The sequence below is a fragment of the Levilactobacillus muriae genome, assembly GCF_045862015.1.
In the GTDB taxonomy this organism is placed as follows: domain Bacteria; phylum Bacillota; class Bacilli; order Lactobacillales; family Lactobacillaceae; genus Levilactobacillus; species Levilactobacillus muriae.
On sequence record NZ_BAAFRU010000008.1, the window covers coordinates 90520 to 114041 of the forward strand.

General features: G+C 48.3%; 22 protein-coding genes. 7 read left to right on the top strand and 15 right to left on the bottom strand.

All coding sequences use genetic code 11. The features are described from left to right. The first annotated feature begins 2 nt into the window (after positions 1–2). A complete protein-coding gene (locus tag ACKTSF_RS07245; RefSeq protein WP_407888006.1) occupies positions 3–1757 on the top strand; it encodes a phosphatase PAP2 family protein in 1755 nt (584 codons plus the stop codon). Positions 1758–1823: 66 nt separating this feature from the next. Here the strand turns inward: ACKTSF_RS07245 and ACKTSF_RS07250 are convergent, their stop codons facing one another. The 3 genes from ACKTSF_RS07250 to ACKTSF_RS07260 form a co-directional block, all read right to left on the bottom strand. Beyond that, complete coding sequence (locus tag ACKTSF_RS07250) at positions 1824–3578, bottom strand: ABC transporter ATP-binding protein (protein ID WP_407888170.1); 1755 nt, start codon at positions 3576–3578, stop codon at positions 1824–1826. 39 nt (positions 3579–3617) lie between these two features. Further along, a complete protein-coding gene (locus ACKTSF_RS07255; protein ID WP_407888008.1) occupies positions 3618–4160 on the bottom strand; it encodes a MarR family winged helix-turn-helix transcriptional regulator in 543 nt (180 codons plus the stop codon). 210 nt (positions 4161–4370) lie between these two features. After that, positions 4371–4727, bottom strand: a complete 357-nt coding sequence (locus tag ACKTSF_RS07260; protein WP_407888010.1) for a VOC family protein — start codon at positions 4725–4727, stop codon at positions 4371–4373. 477 nt (positions 4728–5204) lie between these two features. Between ACKTSF_RS07260 and ACKTSF_RS07265 the strand changes: the two genes are divergently transcribed. From ACKTSF_RS07265 to ACKTSF_RS07275, 3 genes are read left to right on the top strand one after another with little or no spacing between them, the layout of a single operon-like run. Next, the gene (locus tag ACKTSF_RS07265; protein ID WP_407888012.1) at positions 5205–5780 is read left to right on the top strand and encodes a KxYKxGKxW signal peptide domain-containing protein; all 576 of its coding nucleotides are present in this window, start codon (positions 5205–5207) and stop codon (positions 5778–5780) included. Next, positions 5780–6469 carry a hypothetical protein gene (locus ACKTSF_RS07270; protein ID WP_407888014.1) on the top strand — a complete coding sequence of 230 codons (690 nt, stop codon included), beginning with the start codon at positions 5780–5782 and terminating at the stop codon, positions 6467–6469. The genes ACKTSF_RS07265 and ACKTSF_RS07270 overlap by 1 nt, the downstream gene beginning before the upstream one ends. Then, complete coding sequence (locus tag ACKTSF_RS07275) at positions 6402–7448, top strand: bacterial Ig-like domain-containing protein (protein ID WP_407888016.1); 1047 nt, start codon at positions 6402–6404, stop codon at positions 7446–7448. Before ACKTSF_RS07270 ends, ACKTSF_RS07275 begins: the two co-directional genes overlap by 68 nt. A 229-nt stretch (positions 7449–7677) precedes the next feature. Here the strand turns inward: ACKTSF_RS07275 and ACKTSF_RS07280 are convergent, their stop codons facing one another. The 7 genes from ACKTSF_RS07280 to ACKTSF_RS07310 all read right to left on the bottom strand — a co-directional run bounded on the left by ACKTSF_RS07280 (position 7678) and on the right by ACKTSF_RS07310 (position 15901). Next, complete coding sequence (locus ACKTSF_RS07280) at positions 7678–9096, bottom strand: NAD(P)(+) transhydrogenase (Re/Si-specific) subunit beta (protein WP_407888018.1); 1419 nt, start codon at positions 9094–9096, stop codon at positions 7678–7680. Further along, a complete protein-coding gene (locus ACKTSF_RS07285; protein WP_407888020.1) occupies positions 9093–9407 on the bottom strand; it encodes an NAD(P) transhydrogenase subunit alpha part 2 in 315 nt (104 codons plus the stop codon). The genes ACKTSF_RS07280 and ACKTSF_RS07285 overlap by 4 nt, the downstream gene beginning before the upstream one ends. A 2-nt stretch (positions 9408–9409) precedes the next feature. Then, complete coding sequence (locus ACKTSF_RS07290; protein WP_407888022.1) at positions 9410–10618, bottom strand: NAD(P) transhydrogenase subunit alpha; 1209 nt, start codon at positions 10616–10618, stop codon at positions 9410–9412. Positions 10619–11055: 437 nt separating this feature from the next. Next, on the bottom strand, positions 11056–11868 hold the full coding sequence (locus tag ACKTSF_RS07295) for a Cof-type HAD-IIB family hydrolase (protein WP_407888024.1): 813 nt from the start codon (positions 11866–11868) through the stop codon (positions 11056–11058). A 109-nt stretch (positions 11869–11977) separates the two neighbouring features. Continuing rightward, the gene (locus ACKTSF_RS07300) at positions 11978–13519 is read right to left on the bottom strand and encodes an FGGY-family carbohydrate kinase (protein WP_407888026.1); all 1542 of its coding nucleotides are present in this window, start codon (positions 13517–13519) and stop codon (positions 11978–11980) included. A 39-nt stretch (positions 13520–13558) separates the two neighbouring features. Then, positions 13559–14335 (bottom strand): SDR family oxidoreductase, encoded by a 777-nt coding sequence (locus ACKTSF_RS07305; protein WP_407888028.1) that lies wholly within the window; start codon positions 14333–14335, stop codon positions 13559–13561. A 159-nt stretch (positions 14336–14494) separates the two neighbouring features. Next, positions 14495–15901, bottom strand: coding sequence for a glycoside-pentoside-hexuronide (GPH):cation symporter (locus ACKTSF_RS07310; RefSeq protein ID WP_407888030.1), 1407 nt, complete (start codon positions 15899–15901; stop codon positions 14495–14497). A 372-nt stretch (positions 15902–16273) separates the two neighbouring features. Between ACKTSF_RS07310 and ACKTSF_RS07315 the strand changes: the two genes are divergently transcribed. Next, positions 16274–17392 carry an ROK family transcriptional regulator gene (locus ACKTSF_RS07315; RefSeq protein ID WP_407888032.1) on the top strand — a complete coding sequence of 373 codons (1119 nt, stop codon included), beginning with the start codon at positions 16274–16276 and terminating at the stop codon, positions 17390–17392. A gap of 298 nt (positions 17393–17690) precedes the next feature. Here the strand turns inward: ACKTSF_RS07315 and ACKTSF_RS07320 are convergent, their stop codons facing one another. The 3 genes from ACKTSF_RS07320 to ACKTSF_RS07330 are packed head-to-tail and all read right to left on the bottom strand — an operon-like array spanning position 17691 to position 19535. Next, positions 17691–18464, bottom strand: a complete 774-nt coding sequence (locus tag ACKTSF_RS07320) for a hypothetical protein (protein ID WP_407888034.1) — start codon at positions 18462–18464, stop codon at positions 17691–17693. After that, complete coding sequence (locus ACKTSF_RS07325; RefSeq protein ID WP_407888036.1) at positions 18457–19167, bottom strand: ATP-binding cassette domain-containing protein; 711 nt, start codon at positions 19165–19167, stop codon at positions 18457–18459. Before ACKTSF_RS07325 ends, ACKTSF_RS07320 begins: the two co-directional genes overlap by 8 nt. Then, a complete protein-coding gene (locus tag ACKTSF_RS07330; protein ID WP_407888038.1) occupies positions 19164–19535 on the bottom strand; it encodes a GntR family transcriptional regulator in 372 nt (123 codons plus the stop codon). Before ACKTSF_RS07330 ends, ACKTSF_RS07325 begins: the two co-directional genes overlap by 4 nt. A 152-nt stretch (positions 19536–19687) precedes the next feature. Between ACKTSF_RS07330 and ACKTSF_RS07335 the strand changes: the two genes are divergently transcribed. Together ACKTSF_RS07335 and mazE are read left to right on the top strand one after the other, a co-directional pair. Continuing rightward, positions 19688–20404: a TSUP family transporter gene (locus ACKTSF_RS07335; protein ID WP_407888041.1), complete on the top strand. Its 717-nt coding sequence runs from the start codon at positions 19688–19690 to the stop codon at positions 20402–20404. 65 nt (positions 20405–20469) lie between these two features. After that, the gene (mazE, locus tag ACKTSF_RS07340; RefSeq protein ID WP_407888043.1) at positions 20470–20700 is read left to right on the top strand and encodes a type II toxin-antitoxin system PemI/MazE family antitoxin; all 231 of its coding nucleotides are present in this window, start codon (positions 20470–20472) and stop codon (positions 20698–20700) included. A gap of 85 nt (positions 20701–20785) precedes the next feature. Here mazE and ACKTSF_RS07345 read toward each other — a convergent pair whose 3' ends face one another. Next, positions 20786–21457, bottom strand: a complete 672-nt coding sequence (locus tag ACKTSF_RS07345) for a hypothetical protein (RefSeq protein ID WP_407888045.1) — start codon at positions 21455–21457, stop codon at positions 20786–20788. Between the two features lie 235 nt (positions 21458–21692). Further along, positions 21693–23246, bottom strand: a complete 1554-nt coding sequence (locus ACKTSF_RS07350) for a YfcC family protein (protein ID WP_407888047.1) — start codon at positions 23244–23246, stop codon at positions 21693–21695. Between the last annotated feature and the right edge of the window lie 276 nt (positions 23247–23522).

The following is a 23522-nucleotide window of genomic DNA, read 5'->3' on the forward strand; positions in this document are numbered from 1 at the left end:
TCATGAAAACTAGGCAACGGACTTGGACCAGACGTGCAGCGGCTATGCTCTCACTGGTTGCCGTCACGCTTCCCATGGTAACCAACGTGACAACCGCAAGAGCTGCAACAAAGCATCCCAACGTGGCAGCTTTGTTAAAGCCCCACGAAGCAGATTATGGCTACTTAGTGGATCAATATCACCAAAATTTGGACAACATGACCTACATGACACCAACCACTGACCCCGTAATTGGTGTGATTACTGGCTTCACTAAGTATTGGGACAAGGGGAAAGTGATCGATAAGGACATGATTGCTCTCAACCTCGCCAAATCCGCTAAGGTCACTGAGGAACGCTCCTATAGTGAAATGGAACGGGCCTACTTTAGTGACCGCCGAGACTTGCGTTACAATTTAATTTCAGGGTTAGGACCTTACGCACCAGCATTCATTAAAAATGCCAACGCCCAAACAAATTATCTCTCCATGCCTAGCACCCCGCTACCTGCTGACTACAACCCTAAGAACCCCAAGTGGGCAACCCAGGATTCACAATTGGGTGCGCTCGTCAAGCTTGTCGATGTGGCGGAAGGCTCCCCTTACTCTGGTATCAACTCACCTAAACATTACGTGGCCATGCCTCGGCCTTACCGTTTGAGTAAAGCGGTCAAGCCGTTGCCTGCCGTCGAGAACATCATGGCCCATGCCAAGCCAGACTCCTTTGACTTGCCGAGCGGCCACACAACAGCTGCCTTTGACAGTGGTATTGCCTTCGCCTATGCTCTGCCACAACGTTTCCAACAGTTGGTGACGCGTTCATCAGAAGTCGGTTATGACCGAATCATCGCTGGTCGTCACTCACCCTTAGCTGTGATGGGCGGTCGGATGACCGGTACCGCCATTGCAGCGGCCGTTTTAAACGATCCCGCTAACCAAGAAACAGCTAAGGCCGGTTACGAGGCTGCGCAATCTAATGCCTTATTGGGCAGCAAGGACACCACGGCCCAAGACGACTTTAAGAGTTACGAAAAGAACCGCCAAGATTACCGTTACCGCATGACTTACGGCTTCGATCAAACCGGTGACACCACACAAACCATGCGTGTCCCTAAGGGTGCCGAAGTTCTCCTTAAAACTCGTCTCCCTTACTTAAACGACACCCAACGCCGCGCTGTCCTCTTCACAACTGGAATGCCTTCTGGCTATCCTGGGATGGATGATGCCGAAGGTTGGGGTCGTCTGGACCTCTTCTCTGCTACGAACGGCTACGGTGCCTTCTTAAACAACGTCAAAGTTAACATGGACGCTAAAAAGGGCAACTTCAATGCCAAGGACACTTGGCAAAACCAAATTGGCGGCGCAGGTAAGCTGACCAAATCCGGTACTGGTCAACTCACACTAAGTGGTGCTAACCGATACACTGGTGGTACTGAGCTTCAGGGCGGTGCGCTTCAAGTTGCGAACGCGACTGCTTTGGGTAAGGGAAACGTGAAGCTGACCAGCGGTAACCTCAAGCTAGCAGCGACTAAGGTCACCGTTCGTGGTCAATTCCAACAGGCCAAGACTGGAAAGTTAACGATGAGTCGCGCCGGCCACTTAACACTTAAGAAAACTGCCAAGCTCAATGGGACCTTGAAGGTTACCAAGGGACAACTTAAAAAAGGTGCTAAGTTAATCACATACAAGAAACATACCGGTAAGTTCAAGCACGTCAACGGGCTACCTAAGGGCTGGCACGTCGTTTACACCCAACACGCTGTGAAACTCGCCAAATAATTTCTAATCCTCCAAATAATAAAGCGCCGAATCCTAACGATTCGGCGCTTTATCACTCTATCCCTGTTACTCTTTAAATTGAATCCTAACGTAATCACGGTACAGTGGTAGGCTCTCCATCAACTCATGGTGCGTACCGTGACCGCTGACATGTCCATCTTCAATGAAGTAGATATTATCAGCATCCACAATAGTACTGAGTCGGTGGGCAATAATTAATGTCGTCCGGCCCTTCATCAACTCTGTCAAAGCTTGTTGCACCATGGCTTCTGACTCAGAATCCAGGCTAGCGGTGGCCTCATCCAACAGGAGGATCTTGGGATCACGTAGGAAGGCCCGAGCAATCGCTAGCCGTTGGCGCTGTCCGCCACTGACTTTAACGCCCCGTTCACCAACCTGGGTATCCAGGCCATCCGTCATCTTGGCTACAAAGCCATCCGCAGACGCCAGCTTTAGCACGTGCCAGAGCTCGTCGTCCGTAAAGTTGCGATCTGCACCGTACGTCAGATTGTGTCGAATCGTGCCGGCCATGATAGCCGAGTCTTGGCTGACATACCCAATCTGTGACCGCCAATCACTGAGATTGAAGTCCCGAACATCCGCACCACCGAGGGTCACTTGACCATTCTGTGGTTGATAATACCGTTCCAACAACCCAAAGATTGTCGACTTCCCCCCACCGGATGGCCCTGCAAACGCAACGACCGTGTTCGGCTTAGCGTCGAAATTCACATCGTGCAGAATTGGCTGACCGTCTTCATAGGCGAAATCAACGTGTTCCATAGCTAATGTTGCGTCGCTAACGGATTGCGGTGTCCCTTCGCTCAGTGCTTCTTCCGGTTCACTCAGGAGATCACGGACCCGTTCGGTAGAACCATTTGCCTTGGATAGATCGGTAAAGAACCGGGCCAACGTGCCTGCTGGGCCGATAATTTGGAAAAGGTACATCATGAAGGAGAACATCGTCCCCATACTCATCGTCCCGGCGGATACCCGCACAGCGGCGTATGCCAACACACCCACAAAGACGGCCAACATGGTCGCGGTCATCACAGGACTCGCGATGGCATCGTAAATCGCTTCGCGCAGACCGATCCGGTAAAGATCCTGAATCTGTTCTGTTCCCGTTTGTGTTTCGTAGCTTTCGGCATTAGACGACTTAACCAAGCGAATTTCACTAAGCGTTTCGTCAGTCTCCCCACTAAAAGCAGCCATGGCATCCTGCCGCTGATGCCCGATCCTTCCCGACTGCCGCATGATTGGCCACATAACCAGCATCATCAGTGGTACGGCGCTAAACATAATAGCGGTCATTCGCCAATCCATCAGAAGCATAATGACGAGAGCCCCCACGAGTTGAAAGAGTGACGTCACCATCTGTGGAAATGAGTTTGCCAGTAGATCCTTGATCTGCATGGTATCGTTGACCAGTCTTGAGGTCATCTCACCGGTCTTCACATTGTCAAAATAGCTAACGCGTAGCCGAACTAATTTCTGCCAGAGGTTACTACGCAACCGGGCAACCACGTTTTCGCCGAAGAACCCCAGTAAGGCTCCAGAAATCGCACTGACGGCTGCACTTACCACGAATAAAACGATAACGCCAATCAGTAGGGGCTGGTTCATCGCATGCCCCAACCCATTGATCAACGATTGTGCAAACTTAGGCACTGCCAGTTGGGCCCCCGTTGCAATCAGGCCAAGGGTTAACCCAACCCAGAGTTGCCAGTACTTCGGCTTAGTTTGCCGAATCAGATGTAAAAATCCTTTAAAATCAAACTTGCCATTTTGCCGTTTCTTAGCGGTTCGTGGCGCTGCCATTCTACGTTCCATCTCTCTTTGCCTCCGATATTGCGATAATTAAAAGTGCGGGCGTCCCATACGTCCCATACCGTCCATGCCATGGTGAGGCCAGTCAGATGACCGACCGCCCATAAAGTCGCCCCAATCAAGGTCAGCGACCTGGTGTGTAAGCTTCGTTAATAGCCGTTCCAACTGTGCCTGCTCATCCGGTGTTAGTCCACCAAACAATTCATCGGCGGTCGTATCAACGTGCTCATCGTACCGGGCGAAGAGTTCCTTCCCCCGCTCACTTAGTCGGACGATGACCGCACGCTTATCAGTTGGGCTGGGAATCCGTTCAACGAATCCGGCATCAACTAACCGACTGATGGTGGCACTCACGGAACTTGGGCGAATATCGAGTAGTTCCGCAATCTCGGCATTCGTGAGACCGTTTGGCGATTGTGCCAAAACCTTCAACAACTTACCTTGACCACGATTACCGCCACGCGGCCCACCATGACCACCCATACCGGCTTGATGGCCCACTGCCATCAAAAAGGCCCGGTTCTGTAGGAGCTTCCCAAAGCTTTTTAATAAATCACGACTTGAATCTGTCATGTCAACGACCTCCTCGTTTTCTTAATGCTGATAATATTAGCACCATAGTTAGCTTTTGTAAACTAAAACTAACTAAAAACTAACATGTTTGCGAATTTCCGCCACGCCTTGCACCACAGATCCCAGTAACAGCAGTATTTTACGCAACCAAAATATTTTCGGCCTTCAACAAAAAAACGATGCCTATTTCGCATCGTTACCGTAAATTCACTATTTAGCTTGGGCTATCACAAAGTAGTTGCCTTCGGGATCGCGGAAATTGAAGGTTGCAGTTCCTGCATTCTCAACAATTTCACCCGCGGTCGTCAGCCGGTCATGCAGCGCCTTGAAGTCTTTACTATAGAACATTAAAGATGGCGTATTCTCCAAGACTTCTGGTGAATACTGCCGAATGAACGCCTTCGCAAAGAACGATAGCTCCACGTTTGGCGCAACTTCCAACACAATATTGTTAGAGTCATCGGGCAAGATGTTCACCTCAACCACTTTTGCTCCTAAGTCATCCTGCCAGAACTGTACGATTTGTTCCACATCATCAACATACAGCATCGTCCGCATCTTTTGCATGACCCGTCACCTCACTGATTTATTTGATTACGCTCATCCTACCACGAAAAGAATTTGAAGCCAATCTAAAATTTAGCTGGCTATTCTCTAGAATATCGCGTACACTAGGTAATGCAGGCCACGCCTGTCCAGTTGCTCTGTACATTCCAGATGTATCCTATGGATCAACTGGTGCCCTCATCTAGGATTGATGGGGGCTTTTTTTGTGTCCTCAGATTGATTGCACGCCCAGTCATTTAATAGCCACATACAAAACCAATCATTCTAATACTGTTTCATTGGATTGACTAATACACATTTAAATGATTATGCGTTACTCTTAATCCAACAGGTACTGGTTTGTGACTATCATACCGGTATTTCGAGCGACCACGTGCTTCACCAGTTTCGAACAACAACCATATACAAATTTCAAATAAACCTTTTATTAATAAATCATATGCTTTAATTATGACTAGATGTGATGGGGGAAACGCTATGCTTAAAGGGATTGGGCAACAATCAAGACAAGGCACAAGTAAGGTTCATTTCAAACTCTATAAGGCAGGAAAGTTTTGGCTCGTTGGTGGTATGACCACTCTGTCTGTTCTAACTGGATTAGCAACCAGTGGAGCAGTACAGGCGAATGCGGCCGAGATCAGTGATCGTGATGTCTCACAAATTCAGACCACATCTGATACTTCAAGTAACACATCAAGTAAAAATTCTGGAACTTCCGATAAAGCCGATCAATTGCGGACGGGCACTGGCAATACGACCGATCTCAGCAAGTCTGATAACACTGCGAAGGTAAAAAGTGACACCGGCGACGATATGTCAGGTGTTAATACTTCTACAGGTGACTCAAATAATTCAGCTGAATCTGATCAGCAGGACTCAACTGCTACAAGTTCTGATGTCTCGAACGATACCGATGTCCCTGACGGATTAGGGACGCGTACGGCTGACATTTCAACCGGTTCCGGCACTCATGCAACCTCTTCTGTTCAGAAACCGACGGTGATACGGATACCGATAACTCTTTCAACCAAAATTCATCAAATAGCAATTTGATGGCTATAGATTTACCCGATAATTCGGTAGATTCCAGCTCCAAATTCGGCGTTTCTAAAATAGCTAGTTTTTCAGCCGAACTACCTGTTGTTGAAGATAACGGGCTTACTGATACAACCTCTAAACCTGATTTAAGCACAATTTGTGCCCCAGACATTGGGACAACGGTTCCTGGTCTTTCAAATATGTACGTTGTGACGGGTGCTTCCTCTGCGACTGCTATAAAGAAAACCTATGTTTCTTATAACTCGATGGCCATGATTTCCGTAACGCCCCTGAATACTGAGCTGCTAAAGCTTGGTACCCAATTCTACGGGTTTTATATTGTATTGCCTAAAAATATTACAGCTAGCCTCACCAGTTTTCAGGAATCTGCTAATACTTTTGTTAACAATCTCCAAAACGATCCCAACTACGTCAATCTGACTAATATCTTGGTATATCAACTGCGCAATACTACTGATGGACGTGAGGTCTTTTACTTCCGGCCTAACGATGGCGCAACCTCTGGTAATGCCACGGTTGATAAAACAGATAGACCCCAGCTGGCTCTCTATGTCCACACCGGAACCGCATCCGCAGTTGGGGATAATACCAGCGTTCAAGTCAACGCCAATACTGATGACGATATTTCAACCAACGATGTTCTCTTTGCCGGTTACGGTAGGCTCCGTATGGTCACCTATTGATAATTTGGTCAGCTATACTGAAGTCAACAACACCACCCTTTCTGACGCGGCCAGTCTCGCTACCGCGCTGAGGGATGGCACTATTAAAGTCATTGGCGCTGTGGATACCGCTAGCGCCGGTGACTACGCAATTACTTACAGCTACACCGATAGTCAAGCTAACACCATCACCAGCGTGCCCGTCACAATCAAGGTTATCGGCACAAAAATTACAGCGATCGATAGTACCATCACTGCTGGCTCCACTTGGAATCCTGCCGCCAATATCACCGCTGTAACTGATGCCGGCGGTCACCTTCTAACCCTTGATGACGTTACCGCCGCCCTAGCAGATGGCAGTATCACCTACAGTATCACTGCGCCCGATGGTTCTTCTGCGACCAGCATCGACTCAACTATCTCTGGCGATTACACGGTTCAATATACCTACGTGGACGCCGACAAGAATAGCGTCTCAGCAGATCCCATCACGATAACTGTTAAAACTAGCAATACCAATAGCTCCGGTGGCAACACCGACTCAAATGGTTCCGGTCAAACGACGTCACCAACGACCAGTAATCCGGCAAAACCAACAACGCCAAACAAGCCCTCTGGTAACAAAGTAGGGCCGTCCAATCCCAGCAAACTAGCAACTACCGTTCAGCGACAAACGGCGCCAACTGCCGTTTCAGCAACAACACTCTCTGCGAATACACGCGATAGCCACCATATCCAAGCACTTGGATTATCTACCAATAGTGAAGCAGATCTCGTGGCTGCTGGCTCAAAAAAGCCAGCACAACGACAGCATTCATCATCTCTGACATTTTTGAATAGCGCAATGTCTTCTGCTGGTAATAATGGCAAGGCCCCTGCCCCATCTAATTCCACCACATTACCACAAACTAATGACCAGCCACGTAATCTGCTCAATGTTCTTGGCCTGACCATTCTTGCTTTCCTCAGATTCCTAGGCTTCCGGCGCAAACAAGACTAACCATTGCTCACAACAAAGGTTCTAGGCTGTTTCAGTTGTCCTTGCTTTCCCCATTTTACTTCCGTATACTCTTGATTAACGATACATTTACAGCACAATATCACGCCGGATTCTCCTGGAAAATCACAAGCTTTCCTGTCTGCCATCACCAGCTTTCGGCACCAAAAAGGTTCGCTAACGCCCCGCCAATCGGCACGTTTCGCGAACCTTTCTGTTACACATTTTTAGACTAATCGTCCAAGTATTGCTTCGTTGCCGCCACAATATCTTGTAGTCCAACCTTAGCATCTGAGAAGAACATCTGCGTGTTATCCAGCGAGAACAGTGGGTTTTGGATACCTGCGTACCCGGTACTCATTGACCGTTTGATGACAACAACAGATTTCGACTTATCAACATCCAGGATAGGCATCCCAGAAATTTCATTCCCACTTTCACGTGCCAGTGGGTTAGTAACGTCGTTGGCCCCGATAACCAGGGAAACGTCGGTACTTTCAAACATTGGATTAGCATCATCCAATTGCTTCATCTGATCGTAAGGAACGTTAACATCGGCCAACAACACGTTCATATGACCTGGCATCCGCCCAGCAACCGGGTGAATAGCGTAGTTAACGTTGATCCCCTTTTCCGTCAGAACGGTTGCCAGTTCAGCAACTTCGTGTTGGGCCTGTGCTGCGGCTAACCCATACCCAGGAACAATCATGACGTTCTGAGCGTAAGCTAATTGCAACCCAATGTCATCAGCAGAAGTTTCCTTAACATCGACCGGCACATCTGGACCAGCACTGCCACTATCACTATCACCAGTCCCAAAGCCACCGGCTAAGATATTAGCAACAGAACGGTTCATCGCTTCAGCCATTTGCAAGGTCAGGATTGTCCCGGCAGCACCAACTAAGGCACCGGCGATAATCAGGACTTGGTTGTTGATAACGAACCCGGCGAAGGCAACGGCTAAACCAGTAAAGGCATTCAAGAGTGAAACCACAACCGGCATATCCGCCCCACCAATTGGTAAGGTCATCAGTAACCCGAAGATCAGGGCCATAACCAAGCCCAGAACTACGAACCAAATGTTAGTTGGTGTTGCCAGCATGAACCATGCGGCCACCAACATTCCCAAAACGACGATGATGTTAACTAGCTTAGCGCCGGGGAAGGTAATTGGTTTCCCAGGAACTTTCCCAGACAACTTCCCAGTCGCAATCAATGATCCAGAGAAGGTAATTCCCCCGATAATCACGTCTAGAAAGACTGGAATCGAGAACGCGAGGCTTAAAGCGACACCGTCACCCTTCATCAGGTAATCGAAGATCCCGATAACGGCAGCGGCACCGCCACCCACGGCGTTGAATAAACTAACTAATTGTGGGACATCGGTCATTGGCACCTTACGTGCCTTGACGACCCCATATGAAAGCCCGACTGCTAAGCCGGCGATAAGGACAATCCAACCAGTAGCGGTAATCTTACCATCGGCCACGACTTCAATAATAATCATAATAACGGCCATAAACATACCGATGGCGGAAAGCCCATTCCCTTTGCGGGCGGTCTTAGGAGAACGCATCATGTGCACACCTAGGACGTAGCACACCGCGGAGATTAAGTAAATTAAAGAGGCAATCGTTTGTAGGGTACTCATTTGGAATCATCCCCCTCTGATTTTGCTTTTGGTTTGCGATCGAACATGCCAAGCATCCGGTCGGTCACGGTATAACCACCCGCAACGTTGATTGCCGCAAACACGGCACCTAAGAATGCCAGGATGTAAAAGACCCAACTATTGGCTTCAGCTGCAATGACGAAGGCCCCCACCACAACGACACCATGAATGGCATTGGCCCCAGACATCATAGGGGTTTGCAGGGTTGCTGGGATTTTACTCATAACTTCAAACCCAACCAATAGACTTAGAACAAAAATTGCTAGATTCGTAAATAATTCCTCACTCATCACTAATCAGCTCCTTTCGCGTCGTCTTGATCTTCAGTCGGCGTTTCAGGTTCTTCTGGTTCTGCTGGTTGACGTTCTGGCAGTTCCATGACAGACCGTAGTCGGTTACTAATAATTTCACCGTCATAGGTTGCCAGTAGTTCACCAACCACTTCATCTTCAATATCAAAGACGAGTTTGCCATCTTCGTTGACATCATTTAAGACGGCTTGCACGTTCTTGGCATACATGTCAGAAGCGGACGCTGGTAATTGACTGGCCATATCACCGGCACCCACGATTTCGGCACCACTTGGCGTCGTAACCGTTTCTCCCGGCTTCGAACCAGCAACGTTTCCGCCTAATTCACTGGCGGCTAAATCCATAAACAACGTCCCGGTCTTGGCTTCGTCCACGGACTTCTGGGTAACCAGCAGTGGTGGCCGCCGTCCAGGTACTTGCGCAGTCGTAATGATCACGTTGTTCTGAGCGATGAATCCGGCCAATTCCTCTTGTTGCTGGGCCGTTTCTTCCTTGGTCAACTGTCGAGCATAGCCCCCTTCACCGGTGGCGGAAACAGATGTCGTCAGGAAGGTTGCCCCTAACGATTCAACTTCACCCCGTGAAGCTGGCCGAATATCATATCCGGAAACCATGGCTCCTAACCGTTTGGCGGTACCAATGGCTTGTAGTCCGGCAACCCCGGTCCCTAAGACCAACACCTTAGCTGGCTTGGCAGTCCCGGCGGCGGTGATCATCATTGGGAAATACCGTGAAAAATGATCTGCGGCCATCAGGCCCACTTTGTAACCTGCGACACTGGCTTGCGAACTCAAAACATCCATTGTCTGTGCCCGTGAAACCGTCCGTGGCAAGAGCTCAAACGCTAAAGCTGTGATCTTCTTGGCGGCCAACTTCTTGACAAAGTCAGTATCCGTCAATGGCGATAACAAACCAATCAGTGCTTGTCCAGCCTTCATCTGATCAATGGTTGCATCATCTGGTTGCGCAATTGCGGCGATCACAGTTGCTTGCGTAATCGCTTCTGCGCGGTCAACGACTTTGGCACCGGCCTCAGTGTAGACTGCATCCCGATAGAAAGACCGTTCCCCAGCGCTTTTTTCAATCAGCACTTGGTAGTCATTCTTGACGAGCTTACGTACGACGTCCGGTGACAATGCTACCCGGTTTTCACCAGGAGCTTCTTTTAAAACCGAAATGGTAATTGCCATTCAACACATCCCCTTTTTGATAAGCTGTTCACAAGTTAACTATAAAGCATTTCTGGTCACAAAACAATGCTTTCTGCTCCATTTGTGCACAAGCGACAATTCTTTGTGCCACGCGGCAGTAAGTGCTTCCAAAGTTCAAATAAATCACAAAATATTTTTCCATTTGCGCACTTGATTTTCGAATCAATTGGTTAAGTGGACTTGATAATAAGTTTTAACATTCACAATAAAAAATGATGACTTATTTTCAAATGTAACTTATTGGTCTATGCCACGAGTGTTTGTTGGTACCCAGCAACGGCACAATTGCTCGTTAATTTCCGGCTATCGCATGGACACCCCAACGTGACAGTCTTTCACCAATTTTGTCACACCTAACCGTCCACTAACACCCCTTTTCAGTTGTACCACCACTTGTTTTCATCCGCACCCCATTGCTAATTCAGAGCCCATCGATCGATTGCCTCACTCACGCCGGATTCGAAGTCCGCAACAGTGACATGATCGGCCAGCGCCTTGGCTTCCGTTGACGCGTTCTGCACAGCAATGCCACAGCCAACTTGTTCAAGCATTGCCACATCGTTGGCATTGTCGCCGATTCCAATAATCTCCGCCGCCGAAATTCCTAAGCGCTGGCCTAAGGCCAACGTGGCCTGGCCTTTATCAACGCCAACGGGGTTCACTTCCATGTAGCGATCCGACGAAAATGTACATGTTACCGGCTGGGTGACTTGTTGTTCCACCGCCATCTTCGCCGCTTGCCGGACTTCGACATTTGGACTCATCGCGATTACCTTCATGATTCGTCCCAGTCGAAACTGTGAGAAGTCACCACGCATCGTCGTTGCCGACACACCTCGCGTCTTCAGGTAAGCTAAATCAGCCACCAGTGGATGATAAATCGCTAAGCCACGTAACGTATACACGTGAATGGCCACATCGAATTGTTGCAACACTTTAAAGACTGCCCTTGCAACTTCATAGGGAAGCTCATGACTCAGCAAGACGTGATTATCCCAATTCTCAACAATTGCCCCACCATTATATGAAATGACATATTGATTGGGCTGATTCCACAAACCAAGACGCCGTAAGAGCGGTTGGATACTCAGAAAACTGCGCCCTGTATTTGGTACAAATTTAAGTCCTGCCTGAGTTGCTCGTTTGATTGCTGCGACGTTTGCTGTTGAAATGCTGCCGTCTGCTCGCAGTAGCGTCTCATCCAGATCACTCGTAATCATTCGATACATTTTTCTTCCCCCAATCGAATGAAGAGTTCGAGATTAGGTCCCGAACTCTTCACTATAGTAACTAACGATTACACTCAGCCTGATCTCGTCAGAAACCAAGTGTCCTGCGTTAAGACTCTTCGATGCCGGAGATCAACGACAAAGTATGCATATCATCACCTAAATCATCGTAGAGCTTCCGGTAAAGCTTGTAGTAGTCGTTATAGGTCGCATGTTGCTCAGCACGTGGCTCGACCTTATCTCCGAGAACTTGCCACTTCTGAACTTCGTCAACCGTTAAGGTGTCTGTCGCTAAGCCGGCCAGCATCACATCACCCAGATTAGCTTCTGCGTCATCAACTGGTGTCCGCACTGCGTAACCCGTCACGTCGGCAAACATTTGAACCCAATCTGGCGAGTTCGTCACGCCACCGGCAATGACAATGTAATCGCCTAGGTCACGGCCCGTGCTCTCCATACTATGCCGCAAAGCGTAGCAGACGGCTTCTTGGAAGGCATGGAATAAGTCCGCCTTCGTATGCACTAACGACAGTCCGAAGATCATACCCTTCGCATCAGAGTTCCAGATTGGCGCTCGTTCACCCATAAAGTAGGGCAGAACGACTAAGCCACGACTACCAGCTGGCACATTCTTGGCTTCTGCACCCAAGGTAACATACGCGTTGGGTCCCCCCTGGTTATGAACGGCAACTTCGGCATCCCCAAAATTATCGCGGAACCATTTCGTAATGGCCCCCGCTGTGGCTGAACCACTGAAGTTATAAACCAGTTCTCGTGACTTATAAGGATACGGCCAAACGATGAGTCCTTTACCCTTGATTGGTTTTTCACTGACGAGCGCGGCATTCATAGATGAACCAATCGCAGCAACATACCGACCGGGTTCAAAGACACCCATTCCGATGTTGGCAGCACCCACATCGACCCCACCGGCGATGACCGGTGTTCCAGCATTCAAGCCCAAGTCGGCCGCAACATCCGCGGTTAAGCGGCCCGCAATCTCCGTTGCATCAACGAACTTCTGTGGCATTTTGGTCATGGGGACACCCATGGCGTCCATCATTTCCTGAGACCAGGTCCCCGTGTTCACATCGTAGAACCCCCCAATGTTTCCAGCAGCAGAGTAATCAATGGAAACTTCACCCGTCAATTTGTAGATTGCGTAGTTGTTTGGCGGCAAGAACATCGCCGTCTTCTTCCAATTTTCTGGCTCGTGATTCTTAATCCACAGGACCTTCGTGTAGCCGTAGTAGGGGTCAACCACATCATTACCGGTAATTTCAGACAGCCGCTTCAAATCAACATGTTCTTTGACCCATTCTGTCTCGCCCGCAGCTCGCCGGTCCATCCAAATCAAGTCTGGCCGCACTGGATTCATATCGGCATCGACCGGAACACCGGAGCCACCATACAGGCCGCTCAATCCAATCCCGTTGATGTCATCGGGTGAGATACCGCTTTCATTAACGACTGCTCGGATGGAATCCTTAACGCCTTTGAGCCAAACATCTGGCCACTGTTCAGCCCAGAGTGGCCGCGGTGTCAGAACATCGTATTCTTCCAAGTCCTGCGCAATTAGCTTGCCGTTCGTGTCCATCAGGATACTCTTCGTCCCCGATGTCCCAATATCAGTACCAATCAAGTATTTCATCGTTATTCCCCTCTTTGATCAAATATTAACCGCGACGGTCTACCATGCTGTGAAGGCACCATCGACTAAGTAGTCGGAACCCGTGGAGAAGCTGCTAGTATCGCTTGCTAAGTAAACGGCCATTCCTTGTAATTCTTCTGGCTTACCTAAACGACCAAGTGGTGCCCAGTCATTCCAAGTCTTGATTAGTGGCTTCAAATCAGGTGAGTTCAAGGTCAAGTCGGTTCCCATGTAACCAGGACTCATGGTGTTAACCCGCACGCCCTTCTTGGCCCATTCAATGGCTAATGACTTGGATAATTGAATGACCCCGGCCTTCGTTGCATTGTAAGAACATTGTGGTTGTGGCCGGTTAACGATGTGAGCTGACATTGAGGCGGTGTTCACGATTGAGCCTGACCCCTGCTTCAACATGTAGCGACCAGCAGCCGTGGAGCAAAGGAAGACGGCATTCAGGTTTAAGTTAACTACCTTTTGCCATTGTTCAAAGGTCATTTCTTCGGCGGGCACGTTCAAGCACATCCCAGCGTTATTGAAGGCTGCATCTAAGCCACCTAGTTCTTTAACGACCGTATCAATCATGCTTTGAACCTGTTCCGGATCAGTAACATCGGTCTTAATGGCGATGGCCTTTTGACCCGTAGCTTCGGCAATCTCGCGTGCCGTTTGTTGCGCTTTAGCAATATTGATATCAACGATGGCGACATCGGCACCAGCCTCAGCTAAACCTGTTGCCATGGCCTTACCCAAACCTTGGGCGCCACCCGTAACGTACGCTTTCTTACCATCAAGACGCATTCTATCTAAAATACCCATGATAATTCCTCCTAAAAGATAAATATATTTTGTAAAACGACTTTCTTTAATTCGTGATTAAGCATAAACCCAAAATTTCTCGAAGTCAATCTTTTTTGGTACCGTTTTCAAATATTTTTAATTTTCATGACCGCATATAGCTGTAACTCTTTGCTGTCACTAGTTTTCAGCCGGTTGAACCTTTAACCGTTTCTTTAATTCACGGACAATTTCCGCATGCTTCTCTTCGGTCAACGTCACTTTCAGCCAGAAAATAAGGGCGGCAATCACCAACAACACAATTGGAATGTAGAACATAAACATATTGAATTGGCTCACACCACTAGCCGAGATATCGCTAGGCTTGGCGTTACCTGTCATCCCAACCATCACTGCAACGATTCCGACAATCCCGTTGGAAGCGGCACCTGCTAACTTATCAATTAAGGGCCGAATCGACAACGTCACGGATTCATTCCGTACCCCGTTGACCAATTGCCCATACTCAACGCTATCGGTAATCGTCATTAACGTTGCCAAAAAGATCAGAGGGTACGGGAAGAAGTAAAACGACACCGCCAATAGGACCAGCCATAGATTCTGACCGGCAAATAAGAACAAAACATACCCGATCAGCATGAAAGCAATCCCACCAATGTAAATTGCCTTTCGCCGAATCAAGACTTCCAAGGCGGGATACAAGGCTACTGAGATGACCCCCAGAACACAGGTGATTACCCCAACCCAGGTGTACGCACCCGCATTGCCTAAACGATAGCGGAAGTAGTACATCAGTAAGGAATTGGTGACCACATAGCTAAACGCGAATAGGAAATAGGACGCTGCAATCCACAACAACTGCTTATTCCGACCAATTGCCCGAAAGATATCTGATAACGTGGTATGCTTCACATTAGCCCGAATCACATTATGTTCTTCTTTCAAATTCAACGACGTAATCAACGCCCCACCCGTGCACAATACGGCGACGATAATGACGTAACCCGTCCATCCAGCACGCGTCTGTTGGCCAAATGGCACCTTAGAAATCCAATGTGAAAAGAGCATGATGGCTGGCGTAATAATGACAATAACAATCTGTGCCCCCAGAGTGGAACCAATCCGTGAGGCCGTTCCGAATTTGGTCCGCGTCTTGGAATCCAAGCTGACCGCCGGAAGCAGTGACCACAACGCAATATCACTAAATGAGTAGAAGACGTCGACCACTAGGAAAGTTACCGCAATCAAAACTAGATAAATTGTTGGATTCTGCCACGCTAGTCCAAAATAGTCTGAGAACAGGAACATCAGTCCGACCGAAGCGACAACCGAGCCAATCATGATCCACGGTCGGAATTTTCCCCACCGTGTATTCGTGTTATCGACCACACCTCCGATCATGGGATCAAAGATAATCTCACCAACGCGAATGATCACAACCAGCATGGTGACAACTCCCACCATCTTCTCATCGCCACTATTTGTAAATAACTGACTCGTCAAAAACATCATGAAATAAATACTCAATGTGTTATAGAACGCATCATGGCCAAACGTTCCTAAAGCATATGACAGGTACTTTTTCAATTTCAACACCCCACAGATAATTAGTATAAATCGTTTTGCAAACCCATTTAATAAAACCTATTACTGCACTAGTATAAGTGCAATCGCTTTCATTAGCAACTGGTTGGCCATTTAAATATCATTTTCACATGCTGTCCATTGCCTATTCAATCAGTAATAACAGGAACTATTCATTACGTCTCGCACGCAATCAACGATGGTTTGTGAACTATTCACTTGTAGTTTCCGCATAATTCACGCGACAATCTGGCCAGATTCGCAACAAATAACGTCCTTTTTTTGGCAGCGCTTGCTTAATTGTGGAAAGTCACTTTCTATTTTGTCCAAATGTGCTACACTAAAGTCATTCACCCATTCAGAAAGGAGCCCACCATGAGTACAAGTAATATGCAAGCCATCCAACGGTCCAATTACTCGGATATTTATCATCTGCTGTATGACAACGAAAAACTTTCCAAACAGGATATTGCGGATCAATTGAGTCTCAGCTTGCCCACGGTCAGCTCCAACCTTCAAAAGCTAACTGAACGGCACCTCATCATTAAGAATGGTCAGCTGAAATCATTGATTGGCCGCCGTGCGACGGCTTATGCCATTGATCCTAATGTCAGCATCAGTGTTGGCGTCGAGATTTTTCGAAATTACGCCACAATTGCCGTCTTGAATCTTCGCAACGAAGTTCTTGACCTGCACACGATCAATCTCCCCTTTGCTAATGACGATCAATATGCCCAGGCCCTTAGCCAACAGCTACTGGCTTTTCTGCAAAATAAGGGCTTCAGCCTGACCCAGATCAGCGGCGTGGGCATTGGGATTCAAGGCCTAATTTCCAACGATGGCACTACGATTCTTTACGGTAAAATTCTAGACTGTACCGGGATGAAGGCCAATAATTTTGGCCAATATCTGCCCTTTCCCGTAACCTTTTACCATGACGCGGACTGCGTTGCCGTGGCCGAATACGCCAATCACCCCACCGATGGTATCTTTCTGTCGATCAGTGAGCACATTGGAACCGCTATTATTATCAACGGTAAGGTCTTCAAAAGCCCCAGTGGTCGGAGCGGCACCATGGAGCACATCACGTTAAATTCTACTGACGGTCCCATCTGTTACTGCGGTCGGCGCGGTTGCATTGAAACGTACTGCTCCGTAAGCTCCCTGCTCCAACCCAACGAGGATCTCAGCACATTCTTCGCGGATCTTCATCACCATGATGCGAAGATTGAACAACGTTTTGAAACCTACCTCAATTACCTGTCAGAAGCCATCTACAATCTTCATATGTTCGTTGACCTCCCCATCGTGATTGCTGGTGAGTTAACAAAATATCTCAGCGAAACCAATATCACCGCCTTAAAACAACGGCTAGGAAAACTATCCGTCTTTCCTGAAACGCCGGGTTATCTGCAACGAGGTACTGTCGTCGACCACGCCGTCGCTGTTGGTGCCGCAATTCCAGCGATTCAAGAGCTATTGCAAAACATTTAATTGCAGTTTAATCCACAAAATTAGTTCGAGTTTACCACCTGCGGCTGCCAGAGATTCCGGCAGCTGTGGGGACCGCCGACGTCCTTACCCACAGCGTTCCAGCCTAAATTTGCTGAACAGTAAGCCGGCTGGTTTGGACAATGTAGCCAATACTCAGGACGCTATCCCCACTGTTATAGAAAGGGTATACCAACATTTCATCTTTTAACCTTTTGTTGAGAACGCAAAAACACCGAGGAACCGCGCCAATTCAGGCGCAATTCCTCGGTGTTTATTTTTTCAGCTTCTGACAAGTCATTTAGTTTGCGACTGTTTCCACCCAACGTTTCATCAAGAAGACGCTGATCAAGGATTCCAATGCAGCCACGACCAACATCCCAATCAACGGAATCACCATGTTCGTCACGCCTTGCACGTTGAGTGTCGTCATGACTTGATTGATTTGATCAAACAGGAAGACACCCACCCGCATCACGATTAGAATCACAACAATGTACAGAATAGCATCCACGACCCGCTTACCAGCAGCCGGCAAGAAATTATTCGTGGCACTGACCGTCAAATGGATCAGGGTCACCGTCGTCAATGCTAAGATAAAGACCGTCAAAACGAGTAGCGTCACAGTCAGCGCAATTTGCGCGATATCCCCACCGCTGATATTCATGTGATGGTTCATGGTCATCATACCTAATTCACTGCTGATCTTACGCCAGGCAACGGCAATGCCCACCAGGTGTAATCCCAACTGCAATAAAATCAAGTACAAGAACATCACTAACGAGGATGCTAGGTTCGCAGTATAAAAAGTGACATTTTTTGCTGGAATCAAACGGTACGTATCCCGGGTAAACGCCAACTCAGCTTGCCGTGCAATCAGGAAAAAGCCAATGATGTAGACCAAACCAGACCAGCCACTCACAGCCCCCATAAAGCTCATCTGCGACATATTTCCCGATACCAGCGTCCAAACCAGGCTAACTGCAATCGCCGCTAGCTCAATCAACATTAATTGGTTGACCGCAGAAAACTTACTGCGATTGAACACCTTAAATAGTTTGCCAAAGTTAGTCATTGTCGTTGCCCCTCTCGTACAAGCTCTCGTAGTAAGCCTCAATCCCCACATGGAATTCCTCACGTACTTCATCAGCCTGCCGATGCGCGTAAATGGTTTGATCCTTAACGACGACGATTTCATCCAGAATCGGTGCAATCTCAGAAACGTAGTGGTCACTGATCACCATCGTCGCGTTCTCCGGTTTCCACTGAAGAATACTATTGATAATCTTCTTACGACTCATACTGTCGATACCACTAAAGGGTTCATCCAGTAAGTAGAGGTCCGTCCGCCGTGCCAACGTCAGGGCAATGATCAACTTTTCCTTCATCCCCTTAGACAACGCTGCCAGCTTAAGACTGGTGTCAATCTGCAAGAACGTTGCCAATTCCGTGAACCGATCCATTTCAAAGTCACCGTAAACCGTTTGATAAAAGTCAACGATCCGGGTCAGCTTCGTGTTGCCGGAAAATCCGCGGAGTTGTTCGGAGAAGCTCACGTGGCGTTTCCGGTCGGCCTCTGCAGTATCGCCATTTACCGCAATATTGCCTGCTCCCTTAGCACTCCCCGTAATCAAGCGCATTAAGGTCGTCTTCCCGGCACCATTCTCGCCGAGTAACCCGACAATTTTTCCCGGAGCCAGTGTCAAGTTGGCATCTTGCAAAATCGTCTTCATTCCACGTTTATACGTCATATTTTGGATACTTAAGCTGTCAGTCATTGGGCTTGCCCCCTTCGTTCAATATAGTGTTGGACGCTCGTTAAGATTTCCTCATCGCTGAGGTTCAAAGCGTGTAACTGCTGGTAAACATGTGCCAACTGAGCCGTAACCAATTGTGTTTTTAACGCCGTGATTTTAGTCGTTTCCATCGTGACAAAATTCCCCCTACCGCGTTTGGATTCAATGATTCCAGCCGCAATCATTTCGCTTAATGCCCGTTGAACCGTGTTCACATTAGCTGTGACGTCTACCGCCAGTTGCCGAACGGACGGCAACTTTTCCCCTGGTTGTAGATCGCCCGTGATGATCTCATGGTAAATATGATTCTTGATTTGATAATAAATTGGAATCTTATCATCGAAATGCATATCCGCCGCCTCCCTAGTGTTATATTCTACTAATACACTATAACATCTATTAGAACCGTTGGCAACCCTCACGTTCGAATCAGGCCAAACGTTGACATCTCCCCGTCAATCGCCCACACTGAGACTAAGTTATCTTTAAGGAGATTTGCGAAATGACCTGGGTACTCATAATTTTATTTGGTTTTCTCGCCGGTCTGGTTCAGGGCCTGACGGGTTTCGGTGCGGCCATCATGATGATGATTTTTCTACCCAGCATTCTGCCGATCGCGGAAAGCGCCGGTGTGGCTTCACTGATCATGGCAGCGAGTGTCCTCACACTCGTGTTACGCTACCGGCACGACATCCATATCAAACGGATCATCATTCCCTTTCTGGTCTACGCTAGTGTCGCAGCTTGGTCGGTCCATCTGGTACGCGTCCTCGACGTCCACCTGCTGCGCATGCTCCTCGGCGGCCTGCTGATGGCGCTGTCCCTCTACTTTTCATTTAATAAAAATGCCGGGACCAAACCTTATCCTTGGCTGGTCGCCGGTATCTTTATGATTATCTCAGGCTTCTTCAACGGTCTCTTCGGCATCGGTGGTCCGCTGATGGCGCTGTACTTTCTCTCACTCGCTAACACCACCGGCGAATACATTGGCAACATTCAAACATTTTTTCTCATCGACATTGTCTACATCACCACGTTGCGGGTGTTCAACGGTATTCTGACGACCAGCGTGATCCCCTACATTCTGGTCGGCATGGTCGGCGCCATCGTCGGAACAGCTATAGCTGCACACCTGCTGAATCGCCTAAACATCGTGACCGTGAAGCGCTATATCTACGTCTTTATTGGGGCGAGCGGACTTTATTATTTGCTGTTCTGAATTCGTTTAGTTGCAATTAAGCCTCCACAAACTATACTCTGTATACACGAAGGGAGGGGCTACAGATGACCGTAAAATTACGTAAAGTTGGCAATTCTAATACGCTCACTGTTCCTAGCAACATTAAACCAATGGCAAAAGAATTTGATGTTTTTCAAGGAAGGGATGGTACTATTGTCTACACGCCCAAACAGGAAAATCCTTTCCACAATCAAAAGTTCATCGACGCTCATGACTTCACACAAAAGGAAGAATTCGGAGGATCTTTGATTGGCAAAGAAATCCCGGAAGACTAGTGCATACACTCCCGCTCAACAAGCTGTCATTATAAAAGACAAAGCAGGCACCCTTTTGACTAGTGTCCACTTTGTCTTTTCTCATCTAACTTAGCCAACCATCCATCTCGAACTTCTTCATCTGAATGATCTCACCAGCGGTTGCCGTCAATATCTGCGTTGTTGCAGCCCCTTCATCAGTAGCCGTCTGCCGATTAAATTCGGCGGTCAACTTGGCTAAGCGCACATCGTCGCTGAAGAGATACGGTAACGCCTTTTGCTGTCGCAATAACAGCCACAGATTCACGTCCGTCGCCGTCAATTTATGACCATCGATATTTTTGGACAAGTCGTCAATGACCCGTACCCGACTGGACGCAGTGGGTGCGTAGATGGTGTGGGGCTTCAGATTATTTTGAAAGATGACCTTCTTCACTAGGCCATCGCGTTCCAATTCCTCGCCAATCCCGTCATAAATCTCATTGACAATGTTCCAGCTCGTGACAAGCTTCAACACTGACTTGAGCCGGGCGTCCTGCTGCAGGTCATTTTGTAGCCGAATCTTAAGCTCATCCAAATACTGCGGAAGTGTCGTTAATTGCGCTTGGTCAGCCAATTTCATTTCCCCCGCCGTCACGGTCAGCACGCCCTGGTCACGTAGATCCATTAGCGTGGCTAAAACCAGGTAGGCTTGCGTCGTGAAGCGCGTCCGCAGCATAGGTTTCTTACCAATTCTTTCGGTTACTAAAAGATAATTCTTTGCGGTCGTCAGTGACATTCAGGCATCCTCCTTGTAAATTTCGCATTACATTGCTTACATTTTGTCAGTATAGCACACTCTTCGACAGCGATGGCCTTTGCAAATTCAGGGCTCGAAGACGAACAGCACCCCTTATTTTAGGCAAAAGATCCAGAAATAAATTATCTGTTCACACATAAATAACCGTCATCCCCACCGCACTTCAGCGACACGAGGATGACGGTTATTTGATTATCTTTTTAAATCATGACGCTCAACTGACCAGCACTTCGGCAACCAGGATAGCACCACCGAAGATCAGCACGAAGAGGACGACTGGCCAAACGAACTTGAACCAGTGAGAATACTTCATATCCAACATCTGCAGGGTGGCCATAACCAGCCCGGTTGGGGCCAGGAAGAGCATCGCGTATTGCCCGAATTGATAGGCCGTTACTACGGCAAACCGTGGAATATCGACCGTATCGGCCAACGGTGCAAAGATTGGCATTGCCAGTACCGCCAAACCTGAAGAGGATGGCACGATGAAACCAAGTACGAAGAAGATCAGCATCAAAATCAAGATGAAGACCGACCCGCTCACGTGAGCCACCAGCGTTGAGGAATACTGGAGAATTGTATCGGAGATTAGCCCCTCATTCATGACCAGGTTAATCCCTCGAGCAAGCCCAATGATCAGTGATACCCCGACCAGACTTGCAGACCCATTGGTAAAGGCATCCACGACGCCCTTTTCACCGATGCCGTATTTACCAGTCGCTGTCAGGAACATGATAATAATGGCAAATGCCAAGAAGGATGATGCCATGGTTGGGAACCACCAGCCCTGAGACATGACACCCCAGACCATGATGGGAAATGTAACCACGAACAGGATCAGAATTAATTTTTTCCGGAAGGTAAATGCGCTACCCTCTTCACTGTCACCGGAAGCCACCGACCACATCTTATTAAACGATGTGCGATCTTCGTAGGTGTAGGAGAAGGCTGGCGTATTCTTAACCTTCTTGCTGTACCAATGCAGGTACCAGATGACGAAGATGGAGGCCACAATCAACCCAACGATCCGCCAAATGATTCCTTCTGTGAAATTAATGCCAGCCGCATTAGATGCAATCACAACGGAGAACGGATTAATCGTGGAGAACGACGTCCCGACCGAACTCGCCAGAAAGATAGCCCCCACACAGACAATGGAATCGTAGCCCATCGCGATAAAGATTGGCACCAGAATCGGATAGAAGGCCACGGCCTCTTCTTCAATCCCACAGAGCGTTCCCCCTAAGATCATGAGAACGGCTACCATGAAGATCAACATAAATTCGTGACCCTTGGTCTTCTTGGTCAACGCCAGCAGGCCGGCTTCAAACGCCCCACTGGCTTTAACCACACCGATAAGTCCACCTAACACGAAGATGAAGACCATGATATCTACGGCTTCGATGGTCCCACGCACCATGCTACTGGTGATGGCACCCAAGCCCGCCGGATGTTGTTTCAAGCGTTGATAAGTATTCGGAATCGAAACGGCCTGGGTGATACCGCCAGAGGTAAATTCCTTGATCTGAATTTTAACACCCAGCTTATCCAATTGTTCCTGGGTTGCCGCCACCTTTTCCGTCTTCCCCGAAGGCTTGGTGATGACCAGTGACGAGCTTGATGATTCGTAAGCAAGCTTGGAATAGGACCCCGCGGGAATCATCCAGGTTGCCATCACGGCAACGATTGTTAAGATGAATAAGATGACAAACGCGCCGGGCATTCGCAGCTTGAACTTCTTTTTAGGTTGTTGTGCTGGTGTATCCATGTTTCCACCCCTTTGCTCTTAGTTGACTTCTGTCCTTGATTTTAAACAATTCTGAAATTTGAGTGCAATTGTCGCCCACGGCTGCCAGAATTCCACCTGCTGTGGGAATCGCTTCTCAGGCCGCAGGCGGTCCCCACAGACGCCGGAACATCTGGCAGCCGCAGGTGGTAATTTATAACTAATTTTGTGGATTGAATCGCTATTATCTGGGGCTTTCTAGGTGCATTGGGACTTTCCGTCCGCCCCAGCGTTCCAGCCAATTTACGCTGACCGGTA

Coding starts and splice junctions, on each gene's coding strand:
- ACKTSF_RS07245 (WP_407888006.1), top strand. CDS start 3: ATGAAAACTAGGCAACGGACTTGGACCAGACGTGCAGCGGCTATGCTC.
- ACKTSF_RS07290 (WP_407888022.1), bottom strand. CDS start 10,618: ATGGCAATTACCATTTCGGTTTTAAAAGAAGCTCCTGGTGAAAACCGG.
- ACKTSF_RS07335 (WP_407888041.1), top strand. CDS start 19,688: ATGACCTGGGTACTCATAATTTTATTTGGTTTTCTCGCCGGTCTGGTT.
- ACKTSF_RS07295 (WP_407888024.1), bottom strand. CDS start 11,868: ATGTATCGAATGATTACGAGTGATCTGGATGAGACGCTACTGCGAGCA.
- ACKTSF_RS07270 (WP_407888014.1), top strand. CDS start 5,780: ATGGCTATAGATTTACCCGATAATTCGGTAGATTCCAGCTCCAAATTC.
- ACKTSF_RS07280 (WP_407888018.1), bottom strand. CDS start 9,096: ATGAGTACCCTACAAACGATTGCCTCTTTAATTTACTTAATCTCCGCG.
- ACKTSF_RS07300 (WP_407888026.1), bottom strand. CDS start 13,519: ATGAAATACTTGATTGGTACTGATATTGGGACATCGGGGACGAAGAGT.
- ACKTSF_RS07255 (WP_407888008.1), bottom strand. CDS start 4,160: ATGACAGATTCAAGTCGTGATTTATTAAAAAGCTTTGGGAAGCTCCTA.
- ACKTSF_RS07350 (WP_407888047.1), bottom strand. CDS start 23,246: ATGGATACACCAGCACAACAACCTAAAAAGAAGTTCAAGCTGCGAATG.
- ACKTSF_RS07250 (WP_407888170.1), bottom strand. CDS start 3,578: ATGGCAGCGCCACGAACCGCTAAGAAACGGCAAAATGGCAAGTTTGAT.
- ACKTSF_RS07285 (WP_407888020.1), bottom strand. CDS start 9,407: ATGAGTGAGGAATTATTTACGAATCTAGCAATTTTTGTTCTAAGTCTA.
- ACKTSF_RS07275 (WP_407888016.1), top strand. CDS start 6,402: ATGACGATATTTCAACCAACGATGTTCTCTTTGCCGGTTACGGTAGGC.
- ACKTSF_RS07305 (WP_407888028.1), bottom strand. CDS start 14,335: ATGGGTATTTTAGATAGAATGCGTCTTGATGGTAAGAAAGCGTACGTT.
- ACKTSF_RS07345 (WP_407888045.1), bottom strand. CDS start 21,457: ATGTCACTGACGACCGCAAAGAATTATCTTTTAGTAACCGAAAGAATT.
- ACKTSF_RS07320 (WP_407888034.1), bottom strand. CDS start 18,464: ATGACTAACTTTGGCAAACTATTTAAGGTGTTCAATCGCAGTAAGTTT.
- ACKTSF_RS07260 (WP_407888010.1), bottom strand. CDS start 4,727: ATGCAAAAGATGCGGACGATGCTGTATGTTGATGATGTGGAACAAATC.
- ACKTSF_RS07325 (WP_407888036.1), bottom strand. CDS start 19,167: ATGACTGACAGCTTAAGTATCCAAAATATGACGTATAAACGTGGAATG.
- ACKTSF_RS07315 (WP_407888032.1), top strand. CDS start 16,274: ATGAGTACAAGTAATATGCAAGCCATCCAACGGTCCAATTACTCGGAT.
- mazE (WP_407888043.1), top strand. CDS start 20,470: ATGACCGTAAAATTACGTAAAGTTGGCAATTCTAATACGCTCACTGTT.
- ACKTSF_RS07265 (WP_407888012.1), top strand. CDS start 5,205: ATGCTTAAAGGGATTGGGCAACAATCAAGACAAGGCACAAGTAAGGTT.
- ACKTSF_RS07330 (WP_407888038.1), bottom strand. CDS start 19,535: ATGCATTTCGATGATAAGATTCCAATTTATTATCAAATCAAGAATCAT.